Origin of the sequence: Fusicatenibacter faecihominis, assembly GCF_020686945.1 — a bacterium.
Lineage (GTDB): Bacteria > Bacillota > Clostridia > Lachnospirales > Lachnospiraceae > Limivivens > Limivivens faecihominis.
Genome location: NZ_JAJEPR010000012.1, coordinates 65,965 through 90,664 on the forward strand (window position 1 = coordinate 65,965; position 24,700 = coordinate 90,664).

Annotated in this window: 22 protein-coding genes, 1 pseudogene and 1 riboswitch; of the genes and pseudogenes, 20 read left to right on the forward strand and 3 right to left on the reverse strand. The window is 51.5% G+C overall.

Going from position 1 to position 24,700, the window contains the following annotated elements; translation table 11 throughout:
* The first annotated feature begins 189 nt into the window (after positions 1–189).
* The 9 genes from LKD71_RS08895 (at position 190) to LKD71_RS08935 (ending at position 11,077) form a co-directional block, all read left to right on the forward strand.
* Positions 190–402, forward strand: coding sequence for a FeoA domain-containing protein (locus LKD71_RS08895; protein ID WP_178045663.1), 213 nt, complete (start codon positions 190–192; stop codon positions 400–402).
* A gap of 181 nt (positions 403–583) precedes the next feature.
* Complete coding sequence (gene secA, locus LKD71_RS08900; RefSeq protein WP_178045664.1) at positions 584–3,145, forward strand: preprotein translocase subunit SecA; 2,562 nt, start codon at positions 584–586, stop codon at positions 3,143–3,145.
* A 182-nt stretch (positions 3,146–3,327) separates the two neighbouring features.
* The gene (gene prfB, locus LKD71_RS08905; protein WP_178045665.1) at positions 3,328–4,467 is read left to right on the forward strand and encodes a peptide chain release factor 2; all 1,140 of its coding nucleotides are present in this window, start codon (positions 3,328–3,330) and stop codon (positions 4,465–4,467) included.
* Between the two features lie 24 nt (positions 4,468–4,491).
* On the forward strand, positions 4,492–5,802 hold the full coding sequence (locus tag LKD71_RS08910) for an SPFH domain-containing protein (RefSeq protein WP_227615132.1): 1,311 nt from the start codon (positions 4,492–4,494) through the stop codon (positions 5,800–5,802).
* A 12-nt stretch (positions 5,803–5,814) separates the two neighbouring features.
* Positions 5,815–6,945 carry a TFIIB-type zinc ribbon-containing protein gene (locus LKD71_RS08915; protein WP_227615133.1) on the forward strand — a complete coding sequence of 377 codons (1,131 nt, stop codon included), beginning with the start codon at positions 5,815–5,817 and terminating at the stop codon, positions 6,943–6,945.
* Positions 6,942–7,793, forward strand: coding sequence for a TPM domain-containing protein (locus LKD71_RS08920; RefSeq protein ID WP_227615134.1), 852 nt, complete (start codon positions 6,942–6,944; stop codon positions 7,791–7,793). The genes LKD71_RS08915 and LKD71_RS08920 overlap by 4 nt, the downstream gene beginning before the upstream one ends.
* Before the next feature lie 99 nt (positions 7,794–7,892).
* A complete protein-coding gene (locus tag LKD71_RS08925; RefSeq protein WP_178045669.1) occupies positions 7,893–8,333 on the forward strand; it encodes an ACT domain-containing protein in 441 nt (146 codons plus the stop codon).
* 7 nt (positions 8,334–8,340) lie between these two features.
* A complete protein-coding gene (locus tag LKD71_RS08930) occupies positions 8,341–9,567 on the forward strand; it encodes a homoserine dehydrogenase (RefSeq protein ID WP_227615135.1) in 1,227 nt (408 codons plus the stop codon).
* Positions 9,568–9,865: 298 nt separating this feature from the next.
* Positions 9,866–11,077 (forward strand): aspartate kinase, encoded by a 1,212-nt coding sequence (locus LKD71_RS08935; RefSeq protein ID WP_227615136.1) that lies wholly within the window; start codon positions 9,866–9,868, stop codon positions 11,075–11,077.
* A gap of 65 nt (positions 11,078–11,142) precedes the next feature.
* Here the strand turns inward: LKD71_RS08935 and LKD71_RS08940 are convergent, their stop codons facing one another.
* The gene (locus tag LKD71_RS08940; RefSeq protein WP_227615137.1) at positions 11,143–11,865 is read right to left on the reverse strand and encodes a DUF975 family protein; all 723 of its coding nucleotides are present in this window, start codon (positions 11,863–11,865) and stop codon (positions 11,143–11,145) included.
* A gap of 217 nt (positions 11,866–12,082) precedes the next feature.
* On the opposite strand from LKD71_RS08940, the gene LKD71_RS08945 reads away from it, so the two are divergent.
* The 5 genes from LKD71_RS08945 (at position 12,083) to LKD71_RS08965 (ending at position 14,965) form a co-directional block, all read left to right on the forward strand.
* Positions 12,083–12,349: a hypothetical protein gene (locus tag LKD71_RS08945; protein ID WP_227615138.1), complete on the forward strand. Its 267-nt coding sequence runs from the start codon at positions 12,083–12,085 to the stop codon at positions 12,347–12,349.
* A gap of 39 nt (positions 12,350–12,388) precedes the next feature.
* The gene (locus LKD71_RS08950; RefSeq protein ID WP_227615139.1) at positions 12,389–12,958 is read left to right on the forward strand and encodes a carbohydrate ABC transporter permease; all 570 of its coding nucleotides are present in this window, start codon (positions 12,389–12,391) and stop codon (positions 12,956–12,958) included.
* Positions 12,959–12,962: 4 nt separating this feature from the next.
* A complete protein-coding gene (locus LKD71_RS08955) occupies positions 12,963–14,135 on the forward strand; it encodes a serine hydrolase domain-containing protein (RefSeq protein ID WP_227615140.1) in 1,173 nt (390 codons plus the stop codon).
* 133 nt (positions 14,136–14,268) lie between these two features.
* On the forward strand, positions 14,269–14,604 hold the full coding sequence (locus tag LKD71_RS08960) for a helix-turn-helix transcriptional regulator (protein WP_227615141.1): 336 nt from the start codon (positions 14,269–14,271) through the stop codon (positions 14,602–14,604).
* Positions 14,605–14,629: 25 nt separating this feature from the next.
* The gene (locus tag LKD71_RS08965) at positions 14,630–14,965 is read left to right on the forward strand and encodes a DUF2752 domain-containing protein (RefSeq protein ID WP_227615142.1); all 336 of its coding nucleotides are present in this window, start codon (positions 14,630–14,632) and stop codon (positions 14,963–14,965) included.
* A gap of 52 nt (positions 14,966–15,017) precedes the next feature.
* Here LKD71_RS08965 and LKD71_RS08970 read toward each other — a convergent pair whose 3' ends face one another.
* Positions 15,018–15,611: a hypothetical protein gene (locus tag LKD71_RS08970; protein ID WP_227615143.1), complete on the reverse strand. Its 594-nt coding sequence runs from the start codon at positions 15,609–15,611 to the stop codon at positions 15,018–15,020.
* A 167-nt stretch (positions 15,612–15,778) separates the two neighbouring features.
* Between LKD71_RS08970 and LKD71_RS08975 the strand changes: the two genes are divergently transcribed.
* The 3 genes and pseudogenes from LKD71_RS08975 (at position 15,779) to LKD71_RS08985 (ending at position 18,731) form a co-directional block, all read left to right on the forward strand.
* Positions 15,779–17,944, forward strand: coding sequence for a Tex family protein (locus LKD71_RS08975; RefSeq protein WP_227615144.1), 2,166 nt, complete (start codon positions 15,779–15,781; stop codon positions 17,942–17,944).
* Positions 17,941–18,228, forward strand: a pseudogene (locus LKD71_RS18520) (cysteine-rich small domain-containing protein); the annotation flags it as partial. The gene LKD71_RS08975 and the pseudogene LKD71_RS18520, both read left to right, overlap by 4 nt.
* A 173-nt stretch (positions 18,229–18,401) precedes the next feature.
* The gene (locus tag LKD71_RS08985) at positions 18,402–18,731 is read left to right on the forward strand and encodes a hypothetical protein (RefSeq protein ID WP_227615145.1); all 330 of its coding nucleotides are present in this window, start codon (positions 18,402–18,404) and stop codon (positions 18,729–18,731) included.
* 19 nt (positions 18,732–18,750) lie between these two features.
* Here LKD71_RS08985 and LKD71_RS08990 read toward each other — a convergent pair whose 3' ends face one another.
* Positions 18,751–20,166 (reverse strand): MATE family efflux transporter, encoded by a 1,416-nt coding sequence (locus tag LKD71_RS08990; RefSeq protein ID WP_227615146.1) that lies wholly within the window; start codon positions 20,164–20,166, stop codon positions 18,751–18,753.
* Positions 20,167–20,391: 225 nt separating this feature from the next.
* Between LKD71_RS08990 and LKD71_RS08995 the strand changes: the two genes are divergently transcribed.
* The 3 genes from LKD71_RS08995 to LKD71_RS09005 all read left to right on the forward strand — a co-directional run bounded on the left by LKD71_RS08995 (position 20,392) and on the right by LKD71_RS09005 (position 24,451).
* Complete coding sequence (locus LKD71_RS08995; RefSeq protein WP_227615147.1) at positions 20,392–21,597, forward strand: MalY/PatB family protein; 1,206 nt, start codon at positions 20,392–20,394, stop codon at positions 21,595–21,597.
* 150 nt (positions 21,598–21,747) lie between these two features.
* The gene (lon, locus tag LKD71_RS09000; RefSeq protein ID WP_227615158.1) at positions 21,748–24,015 is read left to right on the forward strand and encodes an endopeptidase La; all 2,268 of its coding nucleotides are present in this window, start codon (positions 21,748–21,750) and stop codon (positions 24,013–24,015) included.
* Positions 24,016–24,241: 226 nt separating this feature from the next.
* Positions 24,242–24,451, forward strand: coding sequence for a hypothetical protein (locus LKD71_RS09005; protein ID WP_227615148.1), 210 nt, complete (start codon positions 24,242–24,244; stop codon positions 24,449–24,451).
* A 34-nt stretch (positions 24,452–24,485) separates the two neighbouring features.
* A riboswitch (FMN riboswitch) is annotated at positions 24,486–24,604 on the forward strand.
* Positions 24,605–24,700: the final 96 nt, after the last annotated feature.

Genomic DNA, 24,700 nt, shown 5'->3' on the forward strand with positions numbered 1-24,700 from the left:
AATTTTCAGACAATTTGCAACTGTTCAGAGCAAGCAGATTTTCATGCAAAAGTGTGAATCATGCTTGCATGAATGAACACTTTTACATGGAAATCTTTTTGGCGGATACGCCACACCGACGAAATGCGTAGCATTTTGGAGGTGGTTCTGAACAGTTTCGATAATTTAAAGAAAGGAAAGGTGCAAATTATGTTATCCCTCAATGAAACCAAGGCCGGAGAAGCCTGCACGATCAAATGGATGACCGGCATGCCGGAAACGATGGATTATATCAGAAGCTGCAAGGTCAGCGAAGGCAAGGACGTACGGGTCATCAGCCGGATCTTCGGGGGCGTCATCGTAAGCGTGGAAAACCGGAGAATCCTCATCAGCGACGACGCAGCCAGACGGATCAAAGTGTGAAAAAACAGCGCTTCCCGGGGAGAAATCCCTGAGGGAGGCGCTGTTTTCATTTATGAGCAAAGCAATTCCTCCCGTTTACAGCTTGTTCAGAAAAATTTTATTGTGAAACTTTACAGAAAGTGGTAGAATAGAAGTGTTTATGAAGAAATGGACGAAATATAATTTTTAGGAGATTATCAATATGAGCATGTTTCAAAAGGTCTTCGGTACCCACAGCGAGCGCGAGGTGAAAAGAATCAAACCGCTGGTGGATAAGATCGAAGCGTTAAGACCGACGATGCAGGCACTTTCCGACGAAGACCTGCGAAATAAGACAACGGAGTTTAAAGAGCGTCTTTCCAACGGAGAGACCCTGGATGACCTGCTTCCGGAAGCCTTTGCGGTTGTCCGTGAGGCAGATAAACGTGTACTTGGCATGGAGCCCTACCGCGTACAGCTGATCGGAGGTATCATCCTTCATCAGGGACGTATCGCCGAGATGAAGACCGGTGAAGGTAAGACCCTGGTAGCGACCCTTCCGGCTTACCTGAATGCCCTGGAGGGAAAAGGCGTTCATATCATCACCGTCAACGATTATCTGGCACACCGTGATGCCGAGGAGATGGGACAGGTTCACCGCTTCTTAGGCCTGACCTGCGGCTGTATCCTGAACTCCATGAATAACGACGAGCGCCGCGCCCAGTATGCCTGCGATATCACTTATGTAACCAACAACGAGGACGGTTTCGACTACCTTCGTGACAACATGGTGATCTACAAAGAGCAGCTGGTACAGAGAGAGCTTCACTACGCCATCATCGACGAGGTGGACTCCGTTCTCATCGACGAAGCCCGTACCCCGCTGATCATTTCCGGCCAGAGCGGCAAATCCACCAAGCTTTATGAGGTCTGCGATATCCTCGCAAGACAGCTGGAGCGAGGCGAGGCCAGCGGCGAAGTGACCAAGATGACTGCCATCATGGGTGAGGAGATCACCGAGACCGGCGACTTCATCGTCAATGAAAAAGACAAAGTCGTAAACCTGACGGAACAGGGCGTTCATAAGGTTGAGGACTTCTTCCATATCGAGAACCTGGCAGATCCGGAGAACCTGGAGATCCAGCACAACATCATTCTTGCCTTAAGAGCTCACAACCTCATGTTCCGCGACCGCGACTATGTGGTAAAAGACGACGAGGTCCTCATCGTCGATGAGTTCACCGGCCGTATCATGCCGGGCCGCCGTTATTCTGACGGACTCCATCAGGCCATCGAGGCAAAAGAGCATGTGAAGGTCAAGAGAGAGAGCAAGACCCTTGCTACGATCACCTTCCAGAACTTCTTCAATAAATATGCAAAGAAATCCGGTATGACCGGTACCGCTCTCACCGAGGAAAAAGAGTTCCGTGAGATCTACGGCATGGACGTAGTGGAGATCCCCACCAACCGTCCGGTTATCCGTAAAGATCTGGATGATGCCGTTTATATGACGAAAAAAGAGAAATTCCGTGCAGTTGTTGAGGCCATCAAAGAGGCTCATGAGAAAGGACAGCCGGTTCTGGTCGGCACCATCACGATTGAGACTTCCGAGCTTTTAAGCAGCATGCTGAAAAGACAGGGCATCAAGCATAATGTCCTGAATGCGAAGTTCCATGAGCTGGAGGCTGAGATCGTCAAGGATGCCGGTATTCACGGAGCCGTTACCATCGCCACCAACATGGCAGGCCGTGGTACCGATATTAAGCTGGATGACAAGGCAAAAGAGGCCGGCGGTCTGAAGATCATCGGTACCGAGCGTCACGAGTCCCGCCGTATCGATAACCAGCTGCGTGGTCGTTCCGGCCGTCAGGGGGACCCAGGAGAATCCCGTTTCTACATTTCCCTGGAGGACGATCTGATGCGTCTCTTCGGTTCCGAAAGCCTGATGAACACCTTCCGGAAACTGGGTGTAGCTGAGAATGAGCAGATCGAGCACAAGATGCTTTCCAGCGCCATCGAGAAGGCCCAGAAGAAGATCGAGAGCAACAACTACGGTATCCGTAAAAACCTCCTCGAGTATGACCAGGTCAACAACGAACAGCGTGAGATTATTTACAAAGAGCGCCGCCGCGTTCTGGACGGAGAAAACATGCGTGATTCCGTTTATAAGATGATAGCTGATTTCGTGGACAATACCGTAGATATGTGTATTTCCGATGAGCAGGACCGCGAGGACTGGAACCTCACCGAGCTTGACACCCTGCTCCTTCCGGTAATTCCCCTTCCGAAGGTGGAGCTTCCGGATCATCTGAAGAAAAATCAGTTAAAACAGCTCTTAAAAGAGCAGGCTACCAAGCTTTATGAATCCAAAGAGGCAGAGTTCCCGGAGCCCGAGCAGCTTCGTGAGCTGGAGCGAGTGATTATGCTGAAGGTTGTAGACCGGAAGTGGATGGATCACATCGACGATATGGAGCAGCTGCGTCAGGGTATCGGCCTTCAGGCTTACGGCCAGAAGGATCCGCTTGTAGAGTACAAGATGAACGCTTACGAGATGTTCAATGCCATGACAGCTTCCATCCAGGAGGATACCCTCCGTCTCCTCTACCATGTAAGAGTAGAGCAGAAGGCCGAGCGTGAGGAGGTTGCCAAGGTAACCGGAACCAACAAAGACGAGTCTGGCCCGAAAGAGCCGAAGAAGCGCATGGAAGAAAAGGTATATCCCAACGATCCCTGCCCCTGCGGAAGCGGTAAAAAATATAAACAGTGCTGCGGCAGACGCGCATAAGGAGAATCACGCGGCAGCCCGCATGAGATTCTGCCCGGCGGATGAAAGACTCCGCCGGGCATTTTGGACGTTATGAAATGTAGAAATCTCAGGAGCGGCAGGCAGTGAGTATTCGGATCGATTAAGGCAAACGGAAAAAGAGGCGGCCCACCTTGGCGGGCCAGAAGAAAGAGGTGGAATCTGTGGTTGAATTAGACCAGTTTAAATACACTCTGGGCACATATAAGCAGCCCCTGGAGGAAATCAAGGATTCTCTGGATCTGGTAAACAAAGAGCAGAGAGTTCAGGAGCTTGAGCGAAAAATGGAGGAGCCGGATTTCTGGGATAACCCGGAGAAATCCCAGGAGAGCATGAAGACTCTGAAAAGCCTGAAGGACGATATCGCGATCTATCATCATCTGACGGAGCTTTTCGAGGAGATCGAGCTTCTCATCGAGATGGGTTATGAGGAAAATGACCCGGCTGTTCTGCCGGATATCCAGGCAAACATGGATGAGTTCATCACCGAGTATGAGAACATCCGCATGAAGACCCTGCTTTCCGGCGAATATGACAACAACAACGCCATCGTTACCCTGCACGCCGGAGCCGGCGGAACCGAGTCCTGCGACTGGTGCGGCATGTTGTACCGTATGTACAGCCGCTGGGTGGATAAGAAAGGCTTCTCCATGGAAGTTCTGGACTATCTGGACGGCGATGAGGCGGGCGTGAAATCCGTTACCTTCCAGGTCAACGGCGAGAACGCTTTCGGTTATCTGAAATCAGAAAAAGGCGTACATCGTCTGGTTCGTATTTCCCCGTTCAATGCGGCAGGAAAGCGGCAGACTTCCTTCGTATCCTGCGATGTCATGCCGGATATCGAGGAGGATCTGGATGTGGAGATCCGGGACGAAGATATCCGTGTAGATACCTACCGTTCCAGCGGAGCCGGCGGACAGCATATCAACAAAACTTCTTCTGCCATCCGTATCACCCATTTACCGACCGGTATTGTGGTACAGTGTCAGAATGAGCGTTCCCAGTTCCAGAACAAAGACAAGGCCATGCAGATGCTGAAAGCAAAGCTGTATCTTCTGAAACAGCAGGAGAATGCGGAGAAGGTTTCCGGTATCCGCGGTGAGGTCAAGGAGATCGGCTGGGGCAACCAGATCCGTTCCTACGTCCTTCAGCCCTACACCATGGTAAAAGACCATCGGACAGGAGCAGAGACAGGAAATGTGGACAGTGTTCTGGACGGAAATATCGATCTGTTTATCAACGCTTATCTGAAATGGATCACCTTGGGTGAATCCTCCGGCGATACGGATTCAGATATGGAGTAAAAAAGAAAAAGGGAGGCAGATACTATGGGCATTATCAGAGCAGCAGTGGACACTGCAAGGGGAACATTGTCAGATCAGTGGCTTGACGTTGTGGAAGCCGGTGATATGGGGGAGCAGACGCTCTTTACAGAGGGAAATATCGTAAGACAGGGTTCCAACCGGAGAGGGAACAGTGATGTGATCTCCAACGGTTCTGTGATTCATGTCTATGACAATCAGTTCATGATCCTGACAGACGGTGGAAAGATCATCGATTATTCCGCAGAGCCTGGCTACTATACGGTAGACAATGCTTCTGCTCCTTCACTTTTTAATGGAGATCTGGTGGGAGATGTTCTGAAGGATTCCTTCAACCGTTTTAAATTCGGAGGCGGAAAACCGGTTTCCATGAAAGTATATTTCCTGAACCTTCAGGAGATCAGAGGCATCCGTTTCGGTACGAGAAATCCGGTAAACTATTTCGATAATTTCTACAATTCCGAGCTTTTCCTCAGAACGCACGGAAGTTATTCCATCAAGATCACAGATCCCATCCGTTTCTATACGGAGGTGGTTCCGAGAAATGCTTCTCATCTGGAAGTGGAAGATATCAATCAGCAGTTCCTGGATGAGTTTCTGGAGGCACTTCAGAGTGCCATCAGTCAGATGTCCGTAGACGGCATCCGCATTTCTCATGTGACCAGTAAGACAAGAGAGCTTTCCAAATATATGGCGCAGGTTCTGGATGAAGACTGGAAGAAAGCCCGTGGTATCGAGATCCAGTCTGTCGGCATTGCCAGTGTTTCCTATGATGAGGAATCTCAGAAGCTCATCAATATGAGAAACCAGGGCGCCATGATGGGAGATCCCACCATCCGTGAGGGCTTTGTACAGAGTTCCATCGCAAAAGGACTGGAAGCAGCCGGTTCCAATGCAAACGGAGCGATGGCAGGCTATATGGGAATGGGCATGGGCATGCAGGGAGCCGGCGGTTTCATGAGTGCAGCCAGCAATACCAATATGCAGCAAATGAACCAGCAGGCACAGTATCAGCAGCAGATGAACCAGCAGCAGCCCCAGTATCATCAGCAGTACGGCCAGCAGCCTCAGTATCAGCAGCAGATACCGCCTCAGGGTCAGTATGGTCAGCAGCAGCCGAACCAGCAGTACGGTCAGCCTCAGGGCGGCCAGCAGCCGTCAGGCGACACCTGGACCTGTGCCTGCGGAGCAGTCAATACCGGAAACTTCTGCCCGAATTGTGGAGGACGCCGCCCTGCTCCGGCCACCTGGACCTGCTCCTGCGGTACAGTCAACACCGGAAAATTCTGCCCGAACTGCGGGAAACCTCGCCCGTAAAGGAGGGAGCCTATGTCAGCAGTTAGCTATAAATGCCCGAACTGCGGAGGAGAACTGACTTTTGATCCGCAGACTCAGAAATATAAATGCGAATACTGCTTTTCCTATTTTACAGAGGAAGAGCTGGAGGCAGCCAACCCGGATGTGAAGAGTGCCGGGGAGGATGCCGGAACGGCGGCACCCGAGAGCGAAGCGGCCTCCGGAGCAGCCGGAAATCAGGAAGCCGCCGGTAAGGACAGCCGGAAGGCTTCCGGAACAGCAGATGACGAGGGCGAGGCCGTCCTCTACACCTGTCCGAGCTGCGGCGCGGAGATCGTGACGGATTCCACGACAGCTGCGACCTTCTGCTATTACTGCCACAATCCTGTCGTGCTTTCGGGCCGGGTCAGCGGAGAATTTCTCCCGGATCTCGTGGTGCCCTTCGTCATCGACCGGAAAAAAGCGGAGCAGAGCTTCATGAATTTCGTACATAGCAAGAAATTTGTCCCCAACGCCTTCTTTGAGAAAAAGCAGATCGAAAAGTTCTCCGGCGTCTATTTCCCGGCCTGGCTCTTCGATGTGAAGGCGGAGGGCATCTACGAGGCCACAGGTGAGAACATTCATACCTGGACCAGCGGGGACGACGAGTACACGGAGACCGAGGAATATCATGTGGAGCGGGAAGGCGATCTGACCTTTAAGGAGCTCAGCAAGAACGCCCTGAAAAAGGCCAACAGAACTCTGGTGGAGGGCATCTGGCCCTACAAACTCAGCGAGGCGAAGCCTTTTCACATGGGCTATCTCTCCGGTTTCCAGGCAGAGCGAAGAGATATGGAGTCCTCCGAGTTTCAGGGAGAGCTTCTGAACGATGTGAACAAATACGGCAAGAAACTTCTCCGGGAGAGCGTCAGCGGCTACGATTCCGTGACAACGAAGAAGTGCGACTGTACCATTGAGGAAGTCGAGGAGCATTACGCTCTCCTTCCGGTCTGGACTGTGACCTACAAGGGAAAAGACGGAAAAATGTATTACTACACGATGAACGGCCAGTCAGGCAAAGTCGTCGGAAAGCTTCCTCTGGACAGGGGCAAAGTCGTCAGGCTCTTCCTGGCGGTGACGATTCCCGTATTTCTGCTGGGTCTTCTGGGAGGGTATTTTATATGAGAAAAAGAGATCGAATTTTCATAGCGCCGCTCCTGGCCGTCAGTCTTCTTTTTGCGGCAGCGCCGACAGCTCTGGCCGCTGAGAGCGGAGAGCAGTTTGTCTTTGATAAAGCGGATCTTCTGACCACCGAGGAGGAAGACGAGCTGAACGATATGGCCAATAATCTGGCAGAAAATTTTAACATGAACTTCGTTATCCTCACGACGGATGACGCCGAGGGGAAAGAGGCAGAAGTCTACGCCGATGATTTCTACATGGATAACGGTTTCTACGATGACGGAAAAGACGGCGGAGCCATTTACATTATCGCTATGGATAACCGCCGGGTTCAGGTGGAGACTGTCGGAGATATGAAGGTTCGTTACATCACCGACGACCGTGTGGACGGGATCATCGATGCCGGCTACGAGGATGTGAAGGATGGAGCCTACGCGGCGGCTTTTGAAGCCATGCTGAACGCCACTGTTGATTACATTGAGGACGGTGTAGTCGATGGCAAATATACATACAATGAGGATACCGGGGAATATGACTATTATGATACGGGAAAAGAGATTCGTCAGATCACTCTGGCAGAGTTTCTGATCGCTCTCGGTATCGCTCTGGTGGCAGGCGGTGTGGCTGTGAGCTGCGTCATCGGTACCTACTATCTCAAATGGGGGGCCTACGAGTATCCTTATAAAGAGAAAGCAAAACTGAAGGTCAGCCGGAAAAGGGACGACTTTATCGGTTCTCATGTGAGCCACCGCCATATCGAGCATGAGAGCAGCAGCAGCGACTCCGGCATGACCACGACCCATGATTCCTCCGGCGGCGGAAATTTTGGCGGCGGTGGAAGAGATTTTTAGAAAAAGATCATAGATTTGCCGTTGCGTTCTCTGGAAAACTGTGGTAACATCTTCCTTGTGACTACAAATGTACTTAATAGACGTACAAGGAGGAAAACCATGTCAGAGAGCAAATATTTCGTTGTCAAGCAGAAAGCAGTTCCGGAAGTTCTTTCGAAGGTGGTAGAGGCCAAACGTCTGCTGGAGTCAGAACGTGTCTCCACGGTGCAGGAGGCCACCGACCGGGTGGGAATCAGCAGGAGTTCTTTCTATAAATATAAAGATGACGTTTTTCCCTTTCATGACAATGCGAAGGGAAAGACCATAACCTTCATGATTCAGATGGATGATGAGCCTGGCCTTCTGTCCGATGTGCTTCATATCGTGGCAGATTACCAGGCCAATATTCTGACCATTCATCAGAGTATTCCCATTAACGGCATAGCGTCTCTTACCCTGAGTGTGGAGATCCTGCCTAACACAGGGGATCTTTCCAGTATGGTGGAGGCGATCGAAAAACTGGAGGGTATCCAGTATCTGAAAATATTAGCAAGGGAGTAAACGAAAGATGACACAGATAGCAGTTCTGGGTTACGGCACTGTGGGAAGCGGTGTGGTGGAGGTCTTAAAAACCAACCATGAGAGCATCAGTAAAAAAGCAGGTCAGGAGATCAACATCAAATATGTGCTGGATCTTCGCGATTTTCCGGAAGATCCCATTCAGGAAAAAATCGTACACGACTACAATATCATTTTAAACGACCCGGAGGTCAAGGTCGTTGTGGAAGTAATGGGCGGCGTGGAGCCGGCATATACCTTCAGTAAACAGGCACTCCTGGCAGGAAAAAGCGTCTGCACCTCCAATAAGGAGCTGGTGGCCCGCCATGGTACCGAGCTTCTGAAACTGGCGAAGGAGAGAAATTTAAACTACCTTTTTGAGGCAAGCTGCGGCGGCGGTATCCCCATCATCCGTCCGTTAAATTCTTCACTGACCGCCGATGAGATCGACGAGATCACAGGAATCCTGAACGGAACCACAAATTACATCCTGACGAAAATGATTCAGGAGGGTTCCGATTTTGACGATGTGCTGAAGCAGGCTCAGGCTCTGGGTTATGCGGAGCGCAATCCTGAGGCGGATGTGGAAGGTTATGATGCCTGCCGGAAGATCGCTATCCTTTCCTCCCTGGCTTTTGATAAGCAGGTGGATTACCAGGATATCTACACCGAGGGTATCACGAAGATCACCACAGCCGATATCCGTTACGCGAAAGCTCTGGGTATGACGATCAAACTTCTGGCCTACAGTCGCAAGTTGGAGGGGCACTATTTTGCCATGGTGGCGCCTTTCCTTCTGGGACCGAACGATCCGCTCTACAGCGTGAACGGCGTTTTCAATGCGATTTTCGTTCATGGAAATGTGCTGGGTGACGCCATGTTCTACGGAAGCGGAGCAGGAAAGTTCCCGACGGCCAGCGCTGTCGTTGCTGATGTGGTGGACGAAGTGATGCACCAGGGCGAGACGATCCCGGTTTATTGGGGAGAGGAGAAGCTCACGCTTGATGATCTCAACGATTCCAGACGCCGTTTCCTCGTACGGGTAAAAGGTGACGCAGCGAGCGACCTTGCAGCTGTGGAAGCTGTTTTCGGCCATGTGGATCCGGTGTCCGTTCCGGAGCTTACCGGAGAATTTGCTTTTGTCACCGGCGTAATCTCCGAGGCAGAATACAAGGAAAAAGCAGAAAAACTGGGTACCGTGATCTCCCGGATCCGTGTCCGTCATCTGCACGCATAAAAATTGATAAGAGAGACTGTCGGAAAAATGAATTTCGGCAGTCTTTTTTTGTAACTATTCAGAGCCAAGCAGATTTTCAGCAAAAGTGTGAGTCATGCCTGCATGAACGAACACTTTAGACTGGAAATCTATTTGGCGAGAAGCCACAACGAGATGGAGCGCAGCGAAATCGAGGTGCGGCTCTGAATAGTTACTTTTTTTGTTGTAATTACACATAAACGTGTGATAAAATAAAACAGTATGTCAACTGCCCGCGGTAAAATGGCGGCGCAGTCTATTGTTTAGTAGGAGGCTTAGTATGCTGATTGTAAAAAAATTTGGCGGCACCTCCGTCGGCGACCAGGAGAGAATCATGAATGTCGCCCGGCGCTGTGCCGAAGAATATTCCAAGGGCAATGATGTGGTGGTCGTTCTTTCCGCCATGGGCAAGACCACGGATATCCTTCTGAAGACCGCCCGTGAGATCAACCCCAAAGCTCCCAAGAGAGAACTGGATATGCTGATGACCACCGGAGAGCAGACTTCCGTAGCCCTCATGGCCATCGCTCTGGACTCCTTAGGGATCCCGGCCGTCTCTCTGAATGCCTTTCAGGTGCGGATGGAGACCACTTCCGTTTACGGAAACGCCCGTTTAAAGAAGATTGATAAAGAGAGAATCCTTCATGAGCTGGCCAGCCGCAAGATCGTCATTGTGACCGGTTTCCAGGGTGTGAACCGCTATGAGGATTACACGACACTGGGCCGCGGCGGCTCCGATACCACAGCTGTAGCGCTGGCAGCAGCCCTTCATGCGGATGCCTGCGAGATCTATACCGATGTGGACGGCGTTTTCACTGCCGATCCCCGTATTGTTCCGGGAGCCAGAAAGCTCAGTGAGATCACTTATGATGAAATGCTGGATCTTGCCACCTGCGGAGCAGGCGTTCTGCATAACCGTTCCGTGGAGATGGCAAAGAAATACGGAGTTCCCCTGGTGGTACGTTCCAGCCTGAATAATTCCGAGGGAACCATTGTCAAGGAGGTAACAAGCGTGGAGAGAATGTTGATCAGCGGTGTAGCGCTGGATGAGAATGCGGCCAGAATTTCCGTTATGGGCCTGAAAGATGAGCCGGGTATCGCTTTTAAACTGTTTAATTTACTGGCAAAGAACAATGTAAATGTGGATATTATCCTGCAGTCCATCGGCCGTGAGAAGACCAAGGATATTTCCTTTACTGTAAACGAGGAGGATGTGGAAAATGCCATTCGCATCATCGAGGAGAACAAGGAGCGCCTGACCTTCCACGAAGTGACCAGCAACCTGGATGTTGCCAAAGTTTCCATCGTTGGAGCCGGCATGACCAGCAACCCCGGCGTGGCAGCCAAGATGTTCGAGGCTCTTTACAACGTGGGCATCAACATCAACATGATCTCCACTTCCGAGATCCGCATCACCGTTCTGGTGAAGAAGAAAGACGGCGAGAAAGCAATGAACGCCATCCACGAAGCTTTCTTTGGAAACGTAGACTGACCAATGGTAAAAAAGAAGCCGAAGTTTGATCCCTAAAACGGGAAAAAACTTCGGCTTTTCTTTTTTTAAAATTCCTGACTGTGTTCGTTGATAAGATCCCGGTAAAATTCCACCTCTGTCATGCTCATGTAGGGAGTGATCCAGAGAAAACCGATGCCGAGACTTACGACTCCGAGAAGAGCGATCCCGACAAAGCTGACCAAAAGGTAAAAATACCGGATTCGGTTGCCTTTCATGAGGTTTTTGCTCTGATACATGATCTCCCGGCAGGAAAGATACGGATTGTCCAGATAGAGCAGGAAGATCTGCGAGTAATCGAGGGTCATCCGGAGAATCAGGAAAAAGCTCACGATCAGGAGCAGCACCATAATGATCCTTGAAATCAGAAGCTGGTAAAACAGTGCGAAGATGATGAGACCTCCCAAAAACGGAAGCATGCAGGCCAGGGTCAAAAGGAACAGTCTTACCGCCAGCAGGATCACATGATCCGGCATTGTCTGGAAGGGATAGATGAGATCCTTCAGCTCGGCTTTTTTTCCACGGGCCATATTGAGGAGCAGATACTGATATCCGGTCTGCAGAAGGGTGGAAAAGATCGCCGCGATCAGCATCGTCAGGTAGGAGATCAGCACCCCTGCCGTGTTCTTTGGAACCACAAGACTGATGAGCCCTTCCAGGGTCATGATCGCCGCCGTCGTCAGAATCGACGCCCCGATGGGCAGTCCGTAATGCCCCAGCAGCGTCCCCCGCGCCCGGGCTTTTAACTGGTTGGAGGTTTCCTTTATCATAAACAGTACTCCATTTCTTTATTTTTTCGCGTGATGGTATCAGTATAACACATGTGGGGAAAAAATCAATGGAAGGAGAGCCCGGGAGGGCTGAAAAAACATCAACCTTGTGGGAATCGGGAAGCGGTGCTATGCTTTTGTCATAAGAACACGAGGAAAATCAAGGAAATCTGCAGATCCCGGATCACTCATGAACAACAATCAAGGAGGATTTGATATGAAAAAAAGAACAATGATCGTAAGAGCACTCTGTGCATCTATGGTGATGTCCATGCTGGGCGGATTTGCAGTACAGGCAGACGAGGGCGAAAAGGTAGTCATCAACTTTTATGAGCATTCCGATTCTGATGTAATCGCAGAGGATCTGGTAGAGGCCTACAATGCTTCTCAGGACAAAGTAGAAGTAAAACTGTCCCTGATTTCTAATGATGACTATGACGATAAGGTAAAGGTTAGGCAGGCCTGGATTATCCGCTGGATCTGACCTGGGATCAGTACGCAGACCTCTGCAAACAGGTAGCCGTTGACGGCAAGCAGGGCGGCTTACGCCTTTGCCAAGCTGAAATTTCCGGGCCGGGATAAGATTTTTCTCTGCTATCTCAGCACGATGATGATTCCCTGGTATGTGATTCTGATCCCGCAGTTTTTTATCATGCAGAAGCTCCATCTCTATGATACCCACTGGTCCCTGATCCTGACCGGCGCTTTCAATGTATTCGGCGTTTTTCTGCTCCGCCAGAATATGCTGAGTATTCCGGACAGCCTGGCTGAGGCGGCGAAGATCGATGGTTGCGGCCCCTGGGGAATCTATGTTAAAATTATCTTACCCTTATGTAAAACCAGCCTTGCGACGCTGGTTGTACTGACCTTCAACTCTGTGTGGAACGATTACATGGGCCCGATGATTTATCTCGATACGGACAGCAAGAAGACGATTCAGCTGGGGCTTGCTACTTTCCGGAGACAGTTTGATACGGATTACGGCGCCATCATGGCAGGCACCACCTTATCCCTGATTCCGGTGGTCATCCTGTATGCGGTAGCACAGAAATACATTGTAGAAGGAATCGCTTATGCGGGTGTGAAAGGATAAGCTTATGAAAAAACAAAAATTTGCAAAAATTCAGGAAGTTTTGACAGAAATGGCAGAATCCGGCGGGGCCGCGGGCGGAAACTGCCTGATCTTCCGTCATGGAGAAGAGTGCTGCTATTATGAGGCCGGATATGCGGACCTGGAGAAAAGGATTCCGATAAAAAGAGATACGATTTTCCGCCTGTATTCCATGACAAAACCGATGACGGCCGTGGGAGCAATGCTTCTGGTGCAGGATGGAAAGCTGGACCTTCTGGCTCCGGTTTCACGTTTTCTTCCGTCCTTTGGAAATCCGCAGGTCAGTGAAAACGGTAAGCTTCGGCCTGCCTTACGGGAAATTCAGGTCCGTGATCTTTTAAATATGACCTCTGGCTGCAGCTACAACGGAGATGCCAACCAGACGGAGGTCGAGACCACCAGCCTGATCGAGGAGATCAAGTCCCGGATGGATGGAGAGAATCCGCTGAGTACCCGGGAGATTGCAGAGAGACTGGGAAAAATTCCCTTGGCCTTTGATCCCGGAACGACGTTTCGCTATGGAATGTCGGCGGATATTCTGGGGGCTGTGATAGAAGTGGTTTCCGGAAAACGGTTTGGAGAATTTTTAAAGGAGCGGATCTTTGAGCCGCTTGGCATGGTGGATACGGGATTTTTTGTGCCGCCGGAGAAGCAGAGCCGTCTGGCTCAGACCTACGAGCAGCAGAAAGACGGGCTTTACCTTTACACCGGCTGCCATCTGGGAATTTCGAGCCGGATGGAACGTGAGCCGGCCTATGAAGCCGGGGGAGCCGGGCTGGTGACGACGGTCGACGACTGGCTGAAATTCTGCCGGATGCTGCTGAACAAGGGAACGCTGGACGGTGTGAGGATTCTCACAGAGCCGATGGTGGATTTTCTCGCAGAAGGAGTGATCACAGAGGAGCAGCGAAAAGGAATGCGGGGCTGGGAAGAGCTGGCAGGCTATTCCTACGGAAACCTGATGCGGAAGCTGACGGAGCCGGAGCATGCGGCAACCCTTGGAAGCTATGGAGAGTACGGCTGGGATGGCTGGCTCGGTCCCTATATGTCGGTAGCTCCCGGGAAGGATCTCATCATTCTTGTGATGGAACAGCTGACCGGCGCCGGGACTTCCACCTATACGCGGCGAATCCGCAATATCGTGTATTCCGAGATCTGATATCGGTAAAATGGGGGAGAGCTTATGAAGAAACAGATCCGTCTGACTTTTGCGGCGGCTGTTCTGGCAGGAGGAAGAGTTTTATGCAAAAGAGATCGTAAAAGCGTTCAATGCCTCGCAGGTTGATATCCGGGTGAACTTACATATTCTGGACAAAGAGAGCTATGACAGCGAGATTACCGAGCGGATCCGGGCGGGCGAGAAGGTCGATGTCTTTGATATCCGTGGGATTTCCACCTTATGCGATTATCAGTCTCAGGAGCTTCTTCTGGATCTGACCTGTCAGGGCTACACGAGAAGCGAAATCTGCCGTTTGCGCTGCGTGGAGCTTTCCACAGTGAAAAACCAGATCCGCAACATTCTGAAAAAATTTGAGATGGAATCCATGAGCGAGGTGGCCGCCTGCATCAACGGCCTGGGGATCATCGATTATCTCCATATGAAAAACGCCGATCATAAGAAAAAATAGGTTAGAAGAAAGGAGCGCGGCCGCCATGTTAAACTTAAACTTTCCCTGCCTCTTCCACCTTGTCACCGGCTACTACTGCCCCGGCTGCGGCGGAACCCGAGCAATAGCGTCCCTTCTTCACGGCCAGCTTTTCCGCTCCTTTCTTTACCACCCGGTCATTCTCTATACGGCGTTTCTTCTCCTCCGGGGCCTCGTTTTTTCAATCCTGGAGTTCGCAAAAAGCGGTCGCTTTTCCTGGACCTGGAGCGGCAAACTGAAAAAATACGACATTTTCTGGCTCATCTTCCTCACGATGGCCCATTTCCTGATCCTCAACGCCTTAAAAGCCTTTTTCGACCTGGACCTTCTGGAGCAGATATAAAAAATCCCCTGCCTTCCTTGCAAAAAAACAAGGAGCAGGGGATTATGTCTGCTTAAACTGCCGGTCCCGGAGTGGTGGAAGAATTCTGTCCGCCGTAAGGACTGGAGCCGTAAGGATAACTTCCATAGGGAGAACTGCCGCTGTATGGATCGCTGCCATAAGGCGTGTCATCGATGTAGGGAATTTCGGTTTCCGGCGTCTGCTGTTCGCCGTCAGAGGAATTTCCTTTGTCGTCGCCGAAGAAATCCTTCAGGATATTGCTCTCGCCGTCTTCCTCCGCTTCTGTTTCACTTCCGGAATAGTAATAATCCATATAATCTTTCATTCTCTGCTGGAATTCAGAAGAAGAGAAGAGATCTCTGTAATGGTAGAGCGTGTAGGAGGTCAGTCCGACAGTCAGGACAAGGCCGGCGGCGGAGATGCAGAGGCCGGTTTTGGCCCGGTTGGACATATGCTCCTTCCGGCCTCGTGAGAGGAGCGCCAGAAGAATGCCGACGGCGGCGCAGGGAATCGAGAGATAGAAGCAGGTGCTTCCCACCAGGGCCAGGATGCCGAGGATGATCGCAGCCGTCTCCATGCCGCTGTGGGCAGGTTCCGGGTCGAGAGGCTCCGGATTCGGATTGTAATCATAATTGTAATCGTTCATAAAGAATCCTCATATTTTCTGCAAGATAGGTAATACTGTTCTCTATTGTACCCCAAACCCCTCGTCTCTTCAAGGGGAAAATCCTTTAAGAACTTTACAATCCCACGCATTGCGTGGTAAAATGAGCCGTGAATCCGATTGACTAAAATATTTAGAGGTGTAACAAAATGGAAATCAATAAACAACTGGCAAAGGAACTGGAGGTTCAGGAGTGGCAGGTAGACGCCGCCGTGAAACTCATCGACGAGGGAAACACGATTCCCTTCATCTCCCGTTACCGGAAAGAGGCCACCGGTTCCCTGAACGACGAGGTTTTAAGAAAACTTTTTGAACGGCTGACCTATCTCCGGAATCTGGAGGAGAAAAAGCAGCAGGTTCTTTCTGTGATAGAAGAGCAGGGCAAGCTGACACCGGAGCTGAAAAAGCAGATCCTGGCAGCAGAGACTCTTGTGGTGGTGGACGATCTCTACCGCCCCTATCGTCCGAAACGGCGGACCAGAGCGACGATCGCGAAGGAAAAAGGTCTGGAGCCCCTGGCAAATCTCATCCGCCTGCAGCTGACAAAACGTCCGCTGGAGGAAGATGCCAAAGCTTTTCTTTCTGAGGAAAAAGAAGTCCTTACGGTGGAGGATGCCTTGAACGGAGCCAGAGATATTCTGGCAGAGGCCATCTCCGACGAGGCTGATTACCGGATCCATATCCGTGACCTCACAATGAAAGAAGGAACGCTCATTTCCACGGCGCGGGACGAGAAAGCCCAGTCCGTCTATGAGAATTACTACAGCTACGAAGAGCCTGTATCCAAAGTGGCAGGTCACCGGATCCTGGCGATCAACCGTGGTGAAAAGGAGAAATTCCTGACCGTAAAGGTGGGCGCTCCCGAGGAGCGAATCCTCCGTTATCTGGAAAAAATGGTGATCTCCAATGAAAATCCCCACACCACACCTGTGTTAAAAGAGGTCATCGCTGACAGCTACGGTCGTCTGATCGCCCCGGCTATTGAGCGTGAGATCCGCAATGTTCTGACGGAGAAGGCGGAGGACGGCGCCATCACGGTCTTCGGTAAAAACCTGACCCAGCTTCTGATGCAGCCACCAATCGCAGGCCAGGTGGTCCTTGGCTGGGACCCGGCTTTCCGTACTGGCTGTAAGCTGGCTGTTGTGGATGCCACAGGAAAAGTGCTGGACACCACGGTCATTTACCCCACAGCTCCCACGACGGAGAAGAAAATCCACGATGCCAAGGAGACACTGAAAAAGCTCATTTCCAAATATCATGTGACCCTGTTCTCCGTGGGAAACGGAACCGCTTCCCGCGAATCCGAGCAGATCATCGTGGAGCTTTTAAAGGAGATCCCGGAGAAAGTTCAGTATGTCATCGTCAACGAGGCAGGAGCTTCCGTTTATTCCGCCAGCGCCCTGGCAACCGAGGAGTTCCCGAATTTTGACGTGGGACAGAGAAGTGCCGCTTCTATTGCGCGCCGTCTTCAGGACCCGCTGGCAGAACTCGTAAAAATCGATCCGAAATCCATCGGTGTGGGTCAGTATCAGCACGACTGCAACCAGAAAAAGCTGGGTGAGACCCTGACCGGTGTGGTGGAAGACTGCGTAAATAAGGTTGGCGTGGACTTAAATACTGCTTCTGCTTCCCTTCTGGGTTATGTTTCCGGCATCAGCAAGGCCATCGCGAAGAACATTGTCGCATACCGTGAGGAAAACGGCCGCTTCGGAACGAGAAAAGAGCTTCTCAAAGTTGCCAAGCTGGGTCCGAAAGCCTACGAGCAGTGTGCCGGTTTCCTTCGGATCCCGGGCGGGGAGAATCTCCTGGACAACACCGGCGTTCATCCCGAATCCTACGAGGCGGCAGAGAAGCTGCTGAAGAGCCTCGGCTACAGCGAAGAGGATGTGAAGGCCGGAAATCTCAAGGATCTTGGCCGGAAAATCAGAGATTATAAGAAAACGGCAGAGATGCTTGGCATCGGCGAACCCACTCTCCGCGACATCGTCAAAGAGCTGGAGAAACCGGGCCGCGATCCCCGTGACGAGATGCCCCGCCCAATCCTCAGAAGTGACGTGATGGATATGAAGGACCTGAAGCCGGGCATGATCTTAAAAGGCACGGTCCGCAACGTCATCGACTTCGGCGCTTTCGTGGATATCGGCGTCCATCAGGACGGTCTGGTACACATTTCCCAGATGAGCAGCAAGAAGTTCGTCAAACATCCGCTGGATGTGGTGAGCGTCGGCGATATCGTGGATGTAAAAGTGCTGGATGTGGATCTGAACAAGAAACGAATCTCTCTTTCTATGAAGCTGGGTGAGGAAAAACGATGAGTGAAAAGCCTTATTGGGAGGGAAAAGAGTATTCCTTCGTCTGTCATAAAGAATGTGAATACTTTCCCTGCCATAAAACCAACGATCCGGACAATTTCAACTGTCTTTTCTGCTACTGTCCCCTTTACGCCCTGGGAGACGCCTGCGGCGGAAACTTCCGCTTCACGGAAAAAGGCGTCAAAGACTGCACGAACTGCCTCCTTCCCCATGTGCGGAAAAATTATGGCTATGTGACGGGAAAATACAGCGAGATCATGGAAGTGGCCGGGAAGAACAGGAAGGAAAACCGGGAGCTGATCCAGGAAACGGCAGAAGAGCTGAAAACCCTGACAGAGGAAAGTCTCACGGAGGCCTCCGACGAGAACCAGAAGGAGCGTCTGGAAAAAATCCAGAAGCTGACCAGAGAGCTCCTGCGCGTGAGCGGAGCAGAAAAATAAAACGGAACGGGGAGTAGGATATGCTGACATTTATGAAGCTCTGCTGTCTTGTTATTATGGAAGCCTTCGCGGCAGTGATCTTTCTGGAAGGGATCCTTCAGTGGAAACAGAAAGAGCCGGTGCGTTTCTGGTCGGAAGAGCAGGCAGCGGAGGAAAACTCTGTGAAAAATGTGAAAATCTATAACCGGATTCATGGGTCGCTGTGGATGATTTTAGGCGGCGTCTCCATGATCTCCCTGATCGTCAATTATCTGACGGGAGCAGCGCATACCGGCTTTACGGTTCTCTGCGGGATCGTGGTCATGTTTGTGATCCATCAGATTACAGGGAAAATATTACGGCGGGCCTGATGGCCCGCCGCTTTCGTTTTTATTTGCTTTTTTTCATCTGGATTCCATGCTGTTTTCGAAACTCCTCAATCGTGGCCATGCCCGGCCCGGATACGGGACGGATCCATTTTCCGGAGTAGAGATGCCGCTGCATGAGGATGTACCGGATGGGCTCATCGATGTAGCAGAAAGCAAACACCAGAAGGAAGGGCGCGTGGAAATAGAAGTTGGAGAGATACACGAAGGGAAGCACCATGAGGTACATAAACGTGATCTCGAGGATGGAACCGAAAGCCGCGTCGCCCGCGGAACGGTAAGTGTCATTCTGGGCCCAGTTTCCCATACGGATGATGGCAGCGACACTGTAAATGATCAGCATGCCGGTACCGATCCGGTAGGATTCCCCGGAAAGCCCCAGGGTGTGGAGGAGCGGGTTGTGGACCAGCAAAAGGACGAGACAGGCCACGCCGATGATGCCGCTGCAGAGGTAGACGAGTCGTTTCGCTCTCTGGAAAGCTGTCTCGTGATTTCCGGCCCCAACTTCCTTTCCGACGAGAACGGAGGCCGCATTGGAAAAGCCGCTGAAGAAGGCAATGACCAGACCCTCCATGGTACGGAAGACCGCCACGGCGGCGATGGCCTGCTCGGTCTGGCGTCCCAGCACGACGTTGATCAGCATGTTTCCCACACCGATGAGCACCTCATTGCAGATGATGGGGAAACATTTTTCAAGATACTGGGCAACAGCGGAGCGGGTCCAGCGGAAATGCTTGGAAAATTCCAGTACATAGGGAATCTTTTTATAAAGAACAAAGCTGATCAGAACCAGAAGGTTTACGATGCCTGCGAGAACGGTTCCCACAGCGGCGCCGGAAGCGCCCATCTTCGGCAGTCCGCATTTTCCAAAGATGAAAAGATAGTTGAAAAAGCAGTTTGCCACGACGGAGGCGATGCCGCCGTAGAGCGGAATCCGCACCTGTTCGATGGAGCGGAGCAGGGCGCTCATGGCCATGGCTAGGATCTGGAGCGGATAGGCGAAGCCGACGATCCGGAGATAGGAAATACCGATGGCCTGGATCTCCGCCTTGTCTGTGTAGACGCCCATGACAAACTCCGGCGCACAGATGGCGAGAGCCGCGAAGACGAGGCCGACCGTCATCATGAAGAGCAGAGTCATGCCGTAGGAACGGGTGATGCCCTCGTCATCCTTTGCTCCCCAGTACTGAGCAAAGAAGAGCATGCCGCCGCCGATGAAGCCCCAGTAGCCGGAAAACATGAGGCTTGAGAACTGGGCGCAGAGCCCGATGGCTCCCACAGCTTTCTCTCCGATAGATGCCAGCATGATGGTGTCCACCATACTTCCGGTGGTGGTCAGGAGGTTCTGCAGGGCTACGGGAACGGCGATGATGGCGATGTGCTTCAGAAAGTAGCCCCAGTCAAATTTCTCTTGTTTCATTGGTAAAATCCTCCAAAAATAAAAGTGTGTGAAAATTACAAAGTCATCCAATTCTATCACAGAGTTCGCTTTCGCTGCTATAGCTGTTCTGCTGAAAAAAACACGGTTTTTTCGGCTTTCTGGATAAAGACAAAAGTCCGAAAACGTCCGCTTTACAGAAACAGAAAAAAAGCTTATACTGAGGACAGCATTAACTACTATTGGAGAAGGAGTATACCAAAGAACATGAAGTACGATTTTACGACAATCTACGACCGTCACGGCAAGGATGCCCTGGCAGTTGATAATATGGGAGACGGTCAGGCGCCGGATCTTCCGAAGGAAGGCTTTGACGCGATTCCGATGTGGGTGGCAGATATGAACTTTGCCACGGTTCCCACGGTGCAGGAGGCGCTGACAGAGCGTATCAAACATCCGCTTTTCGGTTATTTCCCGCCCTCAGAGGAATATTTTGATTCCATCATCCGCTGGCAGACGAAAAGGAACGGAGTTATCGGCCTTAGCAAAGAGCACATCGGCTATGAGAACGGCGTACTCGGCGGCGTGATCTCCGCGCTTGGTGCTTTTGCGATTCCGGGGGACAGTGTACTGCTTCACAGTCCGACCTATGTTGGTTTTACACGCTGCATCATTGACAGCGGTTTCCATATCGTACACAGCCCGCTGAAGAAAGATGAAAACGGCGTATGGCGCATGGATTATGAGGATATGGACGCAAAACTGAAGGCAAATAAGATCCATGTGGCAGTTTTCTGCAGCCCGCACAATCCCTGTGGCCGTGTCTGGGAAAAATGGGAGATCGAGAAAGCCATGGAAGTCTATAAAGCGAATGACTGCGTGGTGATCTCCGATGAGATCTGGTCTGACCTGATCCTTCCCGGAAACCATCATACGCCGACGCAGAGCGTCAGCGAGGATGCCAGAAACCGTACGATTGCTTTTTATGCGCCGAGCAAGACCTTCAACCTGGCCGGACTGGTGGGAAGTTATCATATCGTTTATAATCAATATCTCCGGGATCGCCTGATCTCCAAGGCTGAGAAAACAGAGTACAATTCCATGAACGTTCTTTCCATGCATGCCCTTATCGGTGCTTACCGGCCGGAAGGCTATGAGTGGGTGGACGAGCTCTGTCAGGTCATTGACGGAAACATGGAGTTCGCCTGCAATTATATCAGAGAACACTTTGAGGGCGTCCGTGTGAGCCGTCCCCAGGGAACCTACATGCTTTTCGTGGATTTTGAAGGCTGGTGCCAAAAGACCGGAAGAAGTATGGATCAGCTGATCAAGGCCGGCTGGGATGTCGGTGTGGCATGGCAGGATGGCAGACCCTTCCATGGCGAGTACAGCATCCGCATCAACCTGGCCCTGCCCCTTACGAAAGTGCAGGAAGCCTTTGGCCGCCTGAACAAATACGTCATCAACGCATAAAGAAAACGAAGAGAAAGACAGACTGGAACACAAAAATCCAGCCTGTCTTTTTTTGCTTGCATTTTTCGTCAAGTAGGTATACAATACAACAAATAAGTATCAGCACTCAACTTAAATGAGTGCTAACAAAAGAAGGAGGAGTGACAAATGATGTTTACAATGCCGGTTTATGATATGATGCTGCTTCCGGGTGTAACGTTTTATTTCAAGAAAGATATTTTTCAGCAGATGGGCAATCAGGACGCCAAAGCCGGAGACGATGTCCTTTTCCTGATGCAGAGAACGGACAAAGACAGGAAAGACCTGACGCCGGAGGATTTTTATCCCGTTGGTGTCTCCGGAAAACTGGATTCCGTCGACAATGAGGGCAATATCCGGATTCGCACGGTGGCGAGAGTGGATCTATCCGATCTCGAGATGGCGGAGGACGGCATTCTGGCCAACGCGAGCATCCGGCCCGACACGGAGGATATCACCCCCGAGGAGGAGAAAGCGATTTTCGACCGGGTAAAAAATGTCCTTTTAAATTATATCAGCCAGTTCCAGTGGGGCGTGCTGGCGCGAAACTATGTGCTGCACTGGAAGAATCTGGAGGAGACCCTCTGCGCGGTCTCCGGTTACATCCATATCCCCTGGGAGGATAAATACCGGATCATCGAGACCGATTCCAGAAAGGAACGCTGCGAGCTCATCGAAAAAGCCATCCGGGAGGCCATCGAGGTCAACCGCGTGGGCGTGGAGGCAGAAAATGCCCAGAAGGAAAACAACGAGCGCCTTTACCGCGAGGCAGCCCTGAAAAAACAGATCGAGCTTCTGCAGCAGGAGCTCGACGATATGCATCCGGAAAATATCTCCGACGTGCGCCGGTTTGAGCAGAAAATAGAGGCCTCCGGCATGGGAGAGGAGGCGCGCAAAGAGGCGGACAAAGTCCTGAACCGCATGAAACAGGAAGGCCAGGACGGCCATGAGTACGGCATGCTCTACGATTATCTGGAGTTCGTCACCTCCCTTTCCTGGAAGCCGGAACCCGCCGCCGCGATTGATCTGAAGGAGGCCGAGAAAATCCTGGACGAGGATCATTACGGCCTTTCCAAGGTAAAGGAGCGTATCATCCAGCAGCTGGCTGTCATGGCTCTGAATAAGAAACAGTCCGGTTCCGTCCTGCTCTTTGTGGGAGCGCCGGGTACGGGTAAGACCAGCATCGGCCAGAGCATCGCGAGGGCTCTCGGAAGAAAATATGTCCGGATCAGCCTTGGCGGCGTCCGGGATGAGGCGGAGATCCGCGGCCACAGAAGAACCTATATCGGAGCCATGCCGGGCCGTATCATGCAGGGAATGCAGCGGGCAGGCGTCATGAATCCCGTCATGGTTCTGGATGAGGTGGATAAGCTTTCCAAGGATTATTCCGGAGATCCCGCGAGCGCCCTTCTGGAGGTGCTGGACCCGGAGCAGAACAATACCTTTGCAGACCACTATATGAATGTGCCCTACGATCTCTCCAATGTGCTCTTTGTCTGCACGGCCAACTCTGTGGACACGATCCCGGAGCCGCTCCTGAATCGTATGGAAGTGATCCAGTTCCCGGGCTACACGGCTGTGGAAAAATTCCAGATCGCGAAACGCCATCTTCTTCCCGCCGCCATGAAAAACGCCGGAATCAAAGCCCAGAATCTCAAAGTCACGGACGGAGCCATCAAACGCCTGATCAGCGGCTATACGGCGGAAGCCGGTGTCCGTGGCCTGAAAAAACAGCTGGACGTTCTCTGCCGGAGCGCGGCAGTGAAGCTGGTCAAAGGCGAACAGAAGAGCATTTCTGTGAGCGAAAAACGGCTGCCCCAGTTTCTCGGTCATCATGAGATCCGTCACGAACATGTCCTGGCTAACAAGGAGCCCGGCGTCATCACTGGTCTTGCCTGGACGGCGGCAGGCGGAGAGATTCTCTTCATTGAGACCTCCCTGGCTCCCGGAAAAGGCAACCTTATCATCACCGGCCAGTTGGGCGATGTGATGAAGGAGTCCGCGCGAATTGCGTTAAGCCTAGTGAAACATATGTACCCCGAGGAAGCGGCGAAGCTTGAGGACCACGATCTTCACATCCATGTGCCCGCCGGAGCCGTTCCGAAAGACGGCCCCTCTGCCGGTATCACCCTCACGACGGCTCTCGCCTCCCTTCTCACCGGCAAGTCCGTGAGCCCGGAGTACGCCATGACCGGCGAGGTCTCCCTGACGGGCCGGGTCATGCCCATCGGCGGCCTGCCCGAAAAACTCATGGCCGCAGAGCGCGCCGGCGTGAAAACGGTCTTCATACCGAAAGAAAATGAGGAAGACCTTGAGGAAGTGGCAAAAGAAGTCAGAGAGAAACTGACGATCCTTCCGGTGGAGAAAGTCACCGACGTGCTGGAAAAAGTATTGCAGTAAATCAGCGGGTTTCGAATATTTGGAGGTGCTGTGTGCCAGTGGCACACGTTTAGCACCGACCGAAGCGGAGCGGAGACCTTGCGGAAGCTGCGTAGCAGCGTATTAAGAAAGTTCCTTCATTTTTTATTCTTGAAACACAGAACGACCCCAAAAAGGTCACAGATGTTTCTTAAGATGGATAAAAAGAAATGAAAGGAGCTTTTTTAATGATGATGAGGAGAAAAAAATGGGGTTCATTGGCAGCAATGCTGTTTCTGGCGGTAGCCTTTGGAGCAGGTTCGATGCTGCGCTGAGTATTGAATCTCTTCCGGAAGGCTGGGACGGATATTTCATCGGAAACAGCAGTGAGATCAGCAAAGTACATATCAACAAAGAGGGTTCGGTGGGGTATTGTCTTCTGGAAGAGTATTTTTTCGGGAAAAAGCTTGAAATCTGAAAAGAGCAGGTATATAATAGTCCCGAACAGAAAAAAGATTCTTCGGGGCGAGGTGCAATTCCTCACCGGCGGTAAAGTCCGCGACCCGCGATGAGCGGCTGATTTGGTGCGATTCCAAAACCGACAGTACAGTCTGGATGAGAGAAGAATGCTGCAGAAGTTGCTGTATGTGTATGAGTCCCGGGTATCTTTATGATACCCGGTTTCTTTTTTTCAGCGAGCCTGCAGCGATAGCGGAGACTCTCTTTT

Excerpts from the sequence above, each read along its gene's own strand:
- LKD71_RS08965 (WP_227615142.1), top strand. The coding sequence starts at position 14,630 with ATGTTAAACTTAAACTTTCCCTGCCTCTTCCACCTTGTCACCGGCTAC.
- LKD71_RS08985 (WP_227615145.1), top strand. The coding sequence starts at position 18,402 with ATGCTGACATTTATGAAGCTCTGCTGTCTTGTTATTATGGAAGCCTTC.
- LKD71_RS08935 (WP_227615136.1), top strand. The coding sequence starts at position 9,866 with ATGCTGATTGTAAAAAAATTTGGCGGCACCTCCGTCGGCGACCAGGAG.
- LKD71_RS08915 (WP_227615133.1), top strand. The coding sequence starts at position 5,815 with ATGTCAGCAGTTAGCTATAAATGCCCGAACTGCGGAGGAGAACTGACT.
- secA (WP_178045664.1), top strand. The coding sequence starts at position 584 with ATGAGCATGTTTCAAAAGGTCTTCGGTACCCACAGCGAGCGCGAGGTG.
- LKD71_RS08990 (WP_227615146.1), bottom strand. The coding sequence starts at position 20,166 with ATGAAACAAGAGAAATTTGACTGGGGCTACTTTCTGAAGCACATCGCC.
- LKD71_RS09005 (WP_227615148.1), top strand. The coding sequence starts at position 24,242 with ATGGGGTTCATTGGCAGCAATGCTGTTTCTGGCGGTAGCCTTTGGAGC.
- LKD71_RS08925 (WP_178045669.1), top strand. The coding sequence starts at position 7,893 with ATGTCAGAGAGCAAATATTTCGTTGTCAAGCAGAAAGCAGTTCCGGAA.
- LKD71_RS08895 (WP_178045663.1), top strand. The coding sequence starts at position 190 with ATGTTATCCCTCAATGAAACCAAGGCCGGAGAAGCCTGCACGATCAAA.
- LKD71_RS08920 (WP_227615134.1), top strand. The coding sequence starts at position 6,942 with ATGAGAAAAAGAGATCGAATTTTCATAGCGCCGCTCCTGGCCGTCAGT.
- lon (WP_227615158.1), top strand. The coding sequence starts at position 21,748 with ATGTTTACAATGCCGGTTTATGATATGATGCTGCTTCCGGGTGTAACG.
- LKD71_RS08945 (WP_227615138.1), top strand. The coding sequence starts at position 12,083 with ATGAAAAAAAGAACAATGATCGTAAGAGCACTCTGTGCATCTATGGTG.
- LKD71_RS08930 (WP_227615135.1), top strand. The coding sequence starts at position 8,341 with ATGACACAGATAGCAGTTCTGGGTTACGGCACTGTGGGAAGCGGTGTG.
- LKD71_RS08970 (WP_227615143.1), bottom strand. The coding sequence starts at position 15,611 with ATGAACGATTACAATTATGATTACAATCCGAATCCGGAGCCTCTCGAC.
- LKD71_RS08995 (WP_227615147.1), top strand. The coding sequence starts at position 20,392 with ATGAAGTACGATTTTACGACAATCTACGACCGTCACGGCAAGGATGCC.
- LKD71_RS08910 (WP_227615132.1), top strand. The coding sequence starts at position 4,492 with ATGGGCATTATCAGAGCAGCAGTGGACACTGCAAGGGGAACATTGTCA.
- LKD71_RS08975 (WP_227615144.1), top strand. The coding sequence starts at position 15,779 with ATGGAAATCAATAAACAACTGGCAAAGGAACTGGAGGTTCAGGAGTGG.
- LKD71_RS08955 (WP_227615140.1), top strand. The coding sequence starts at position 12,963 with ATGAAAAAACAAAAATTTGCAAAAATTCAGGAAGTTTTGACAGAAATG.
- LKD71_RS08940 (WP_227615137.1), bottom strand. The coding sequence starts at position 11,865 with ATGATAAAGGAAACCTCCAACCAGTTAAAAGCCCGGGCGCGGGGGACG.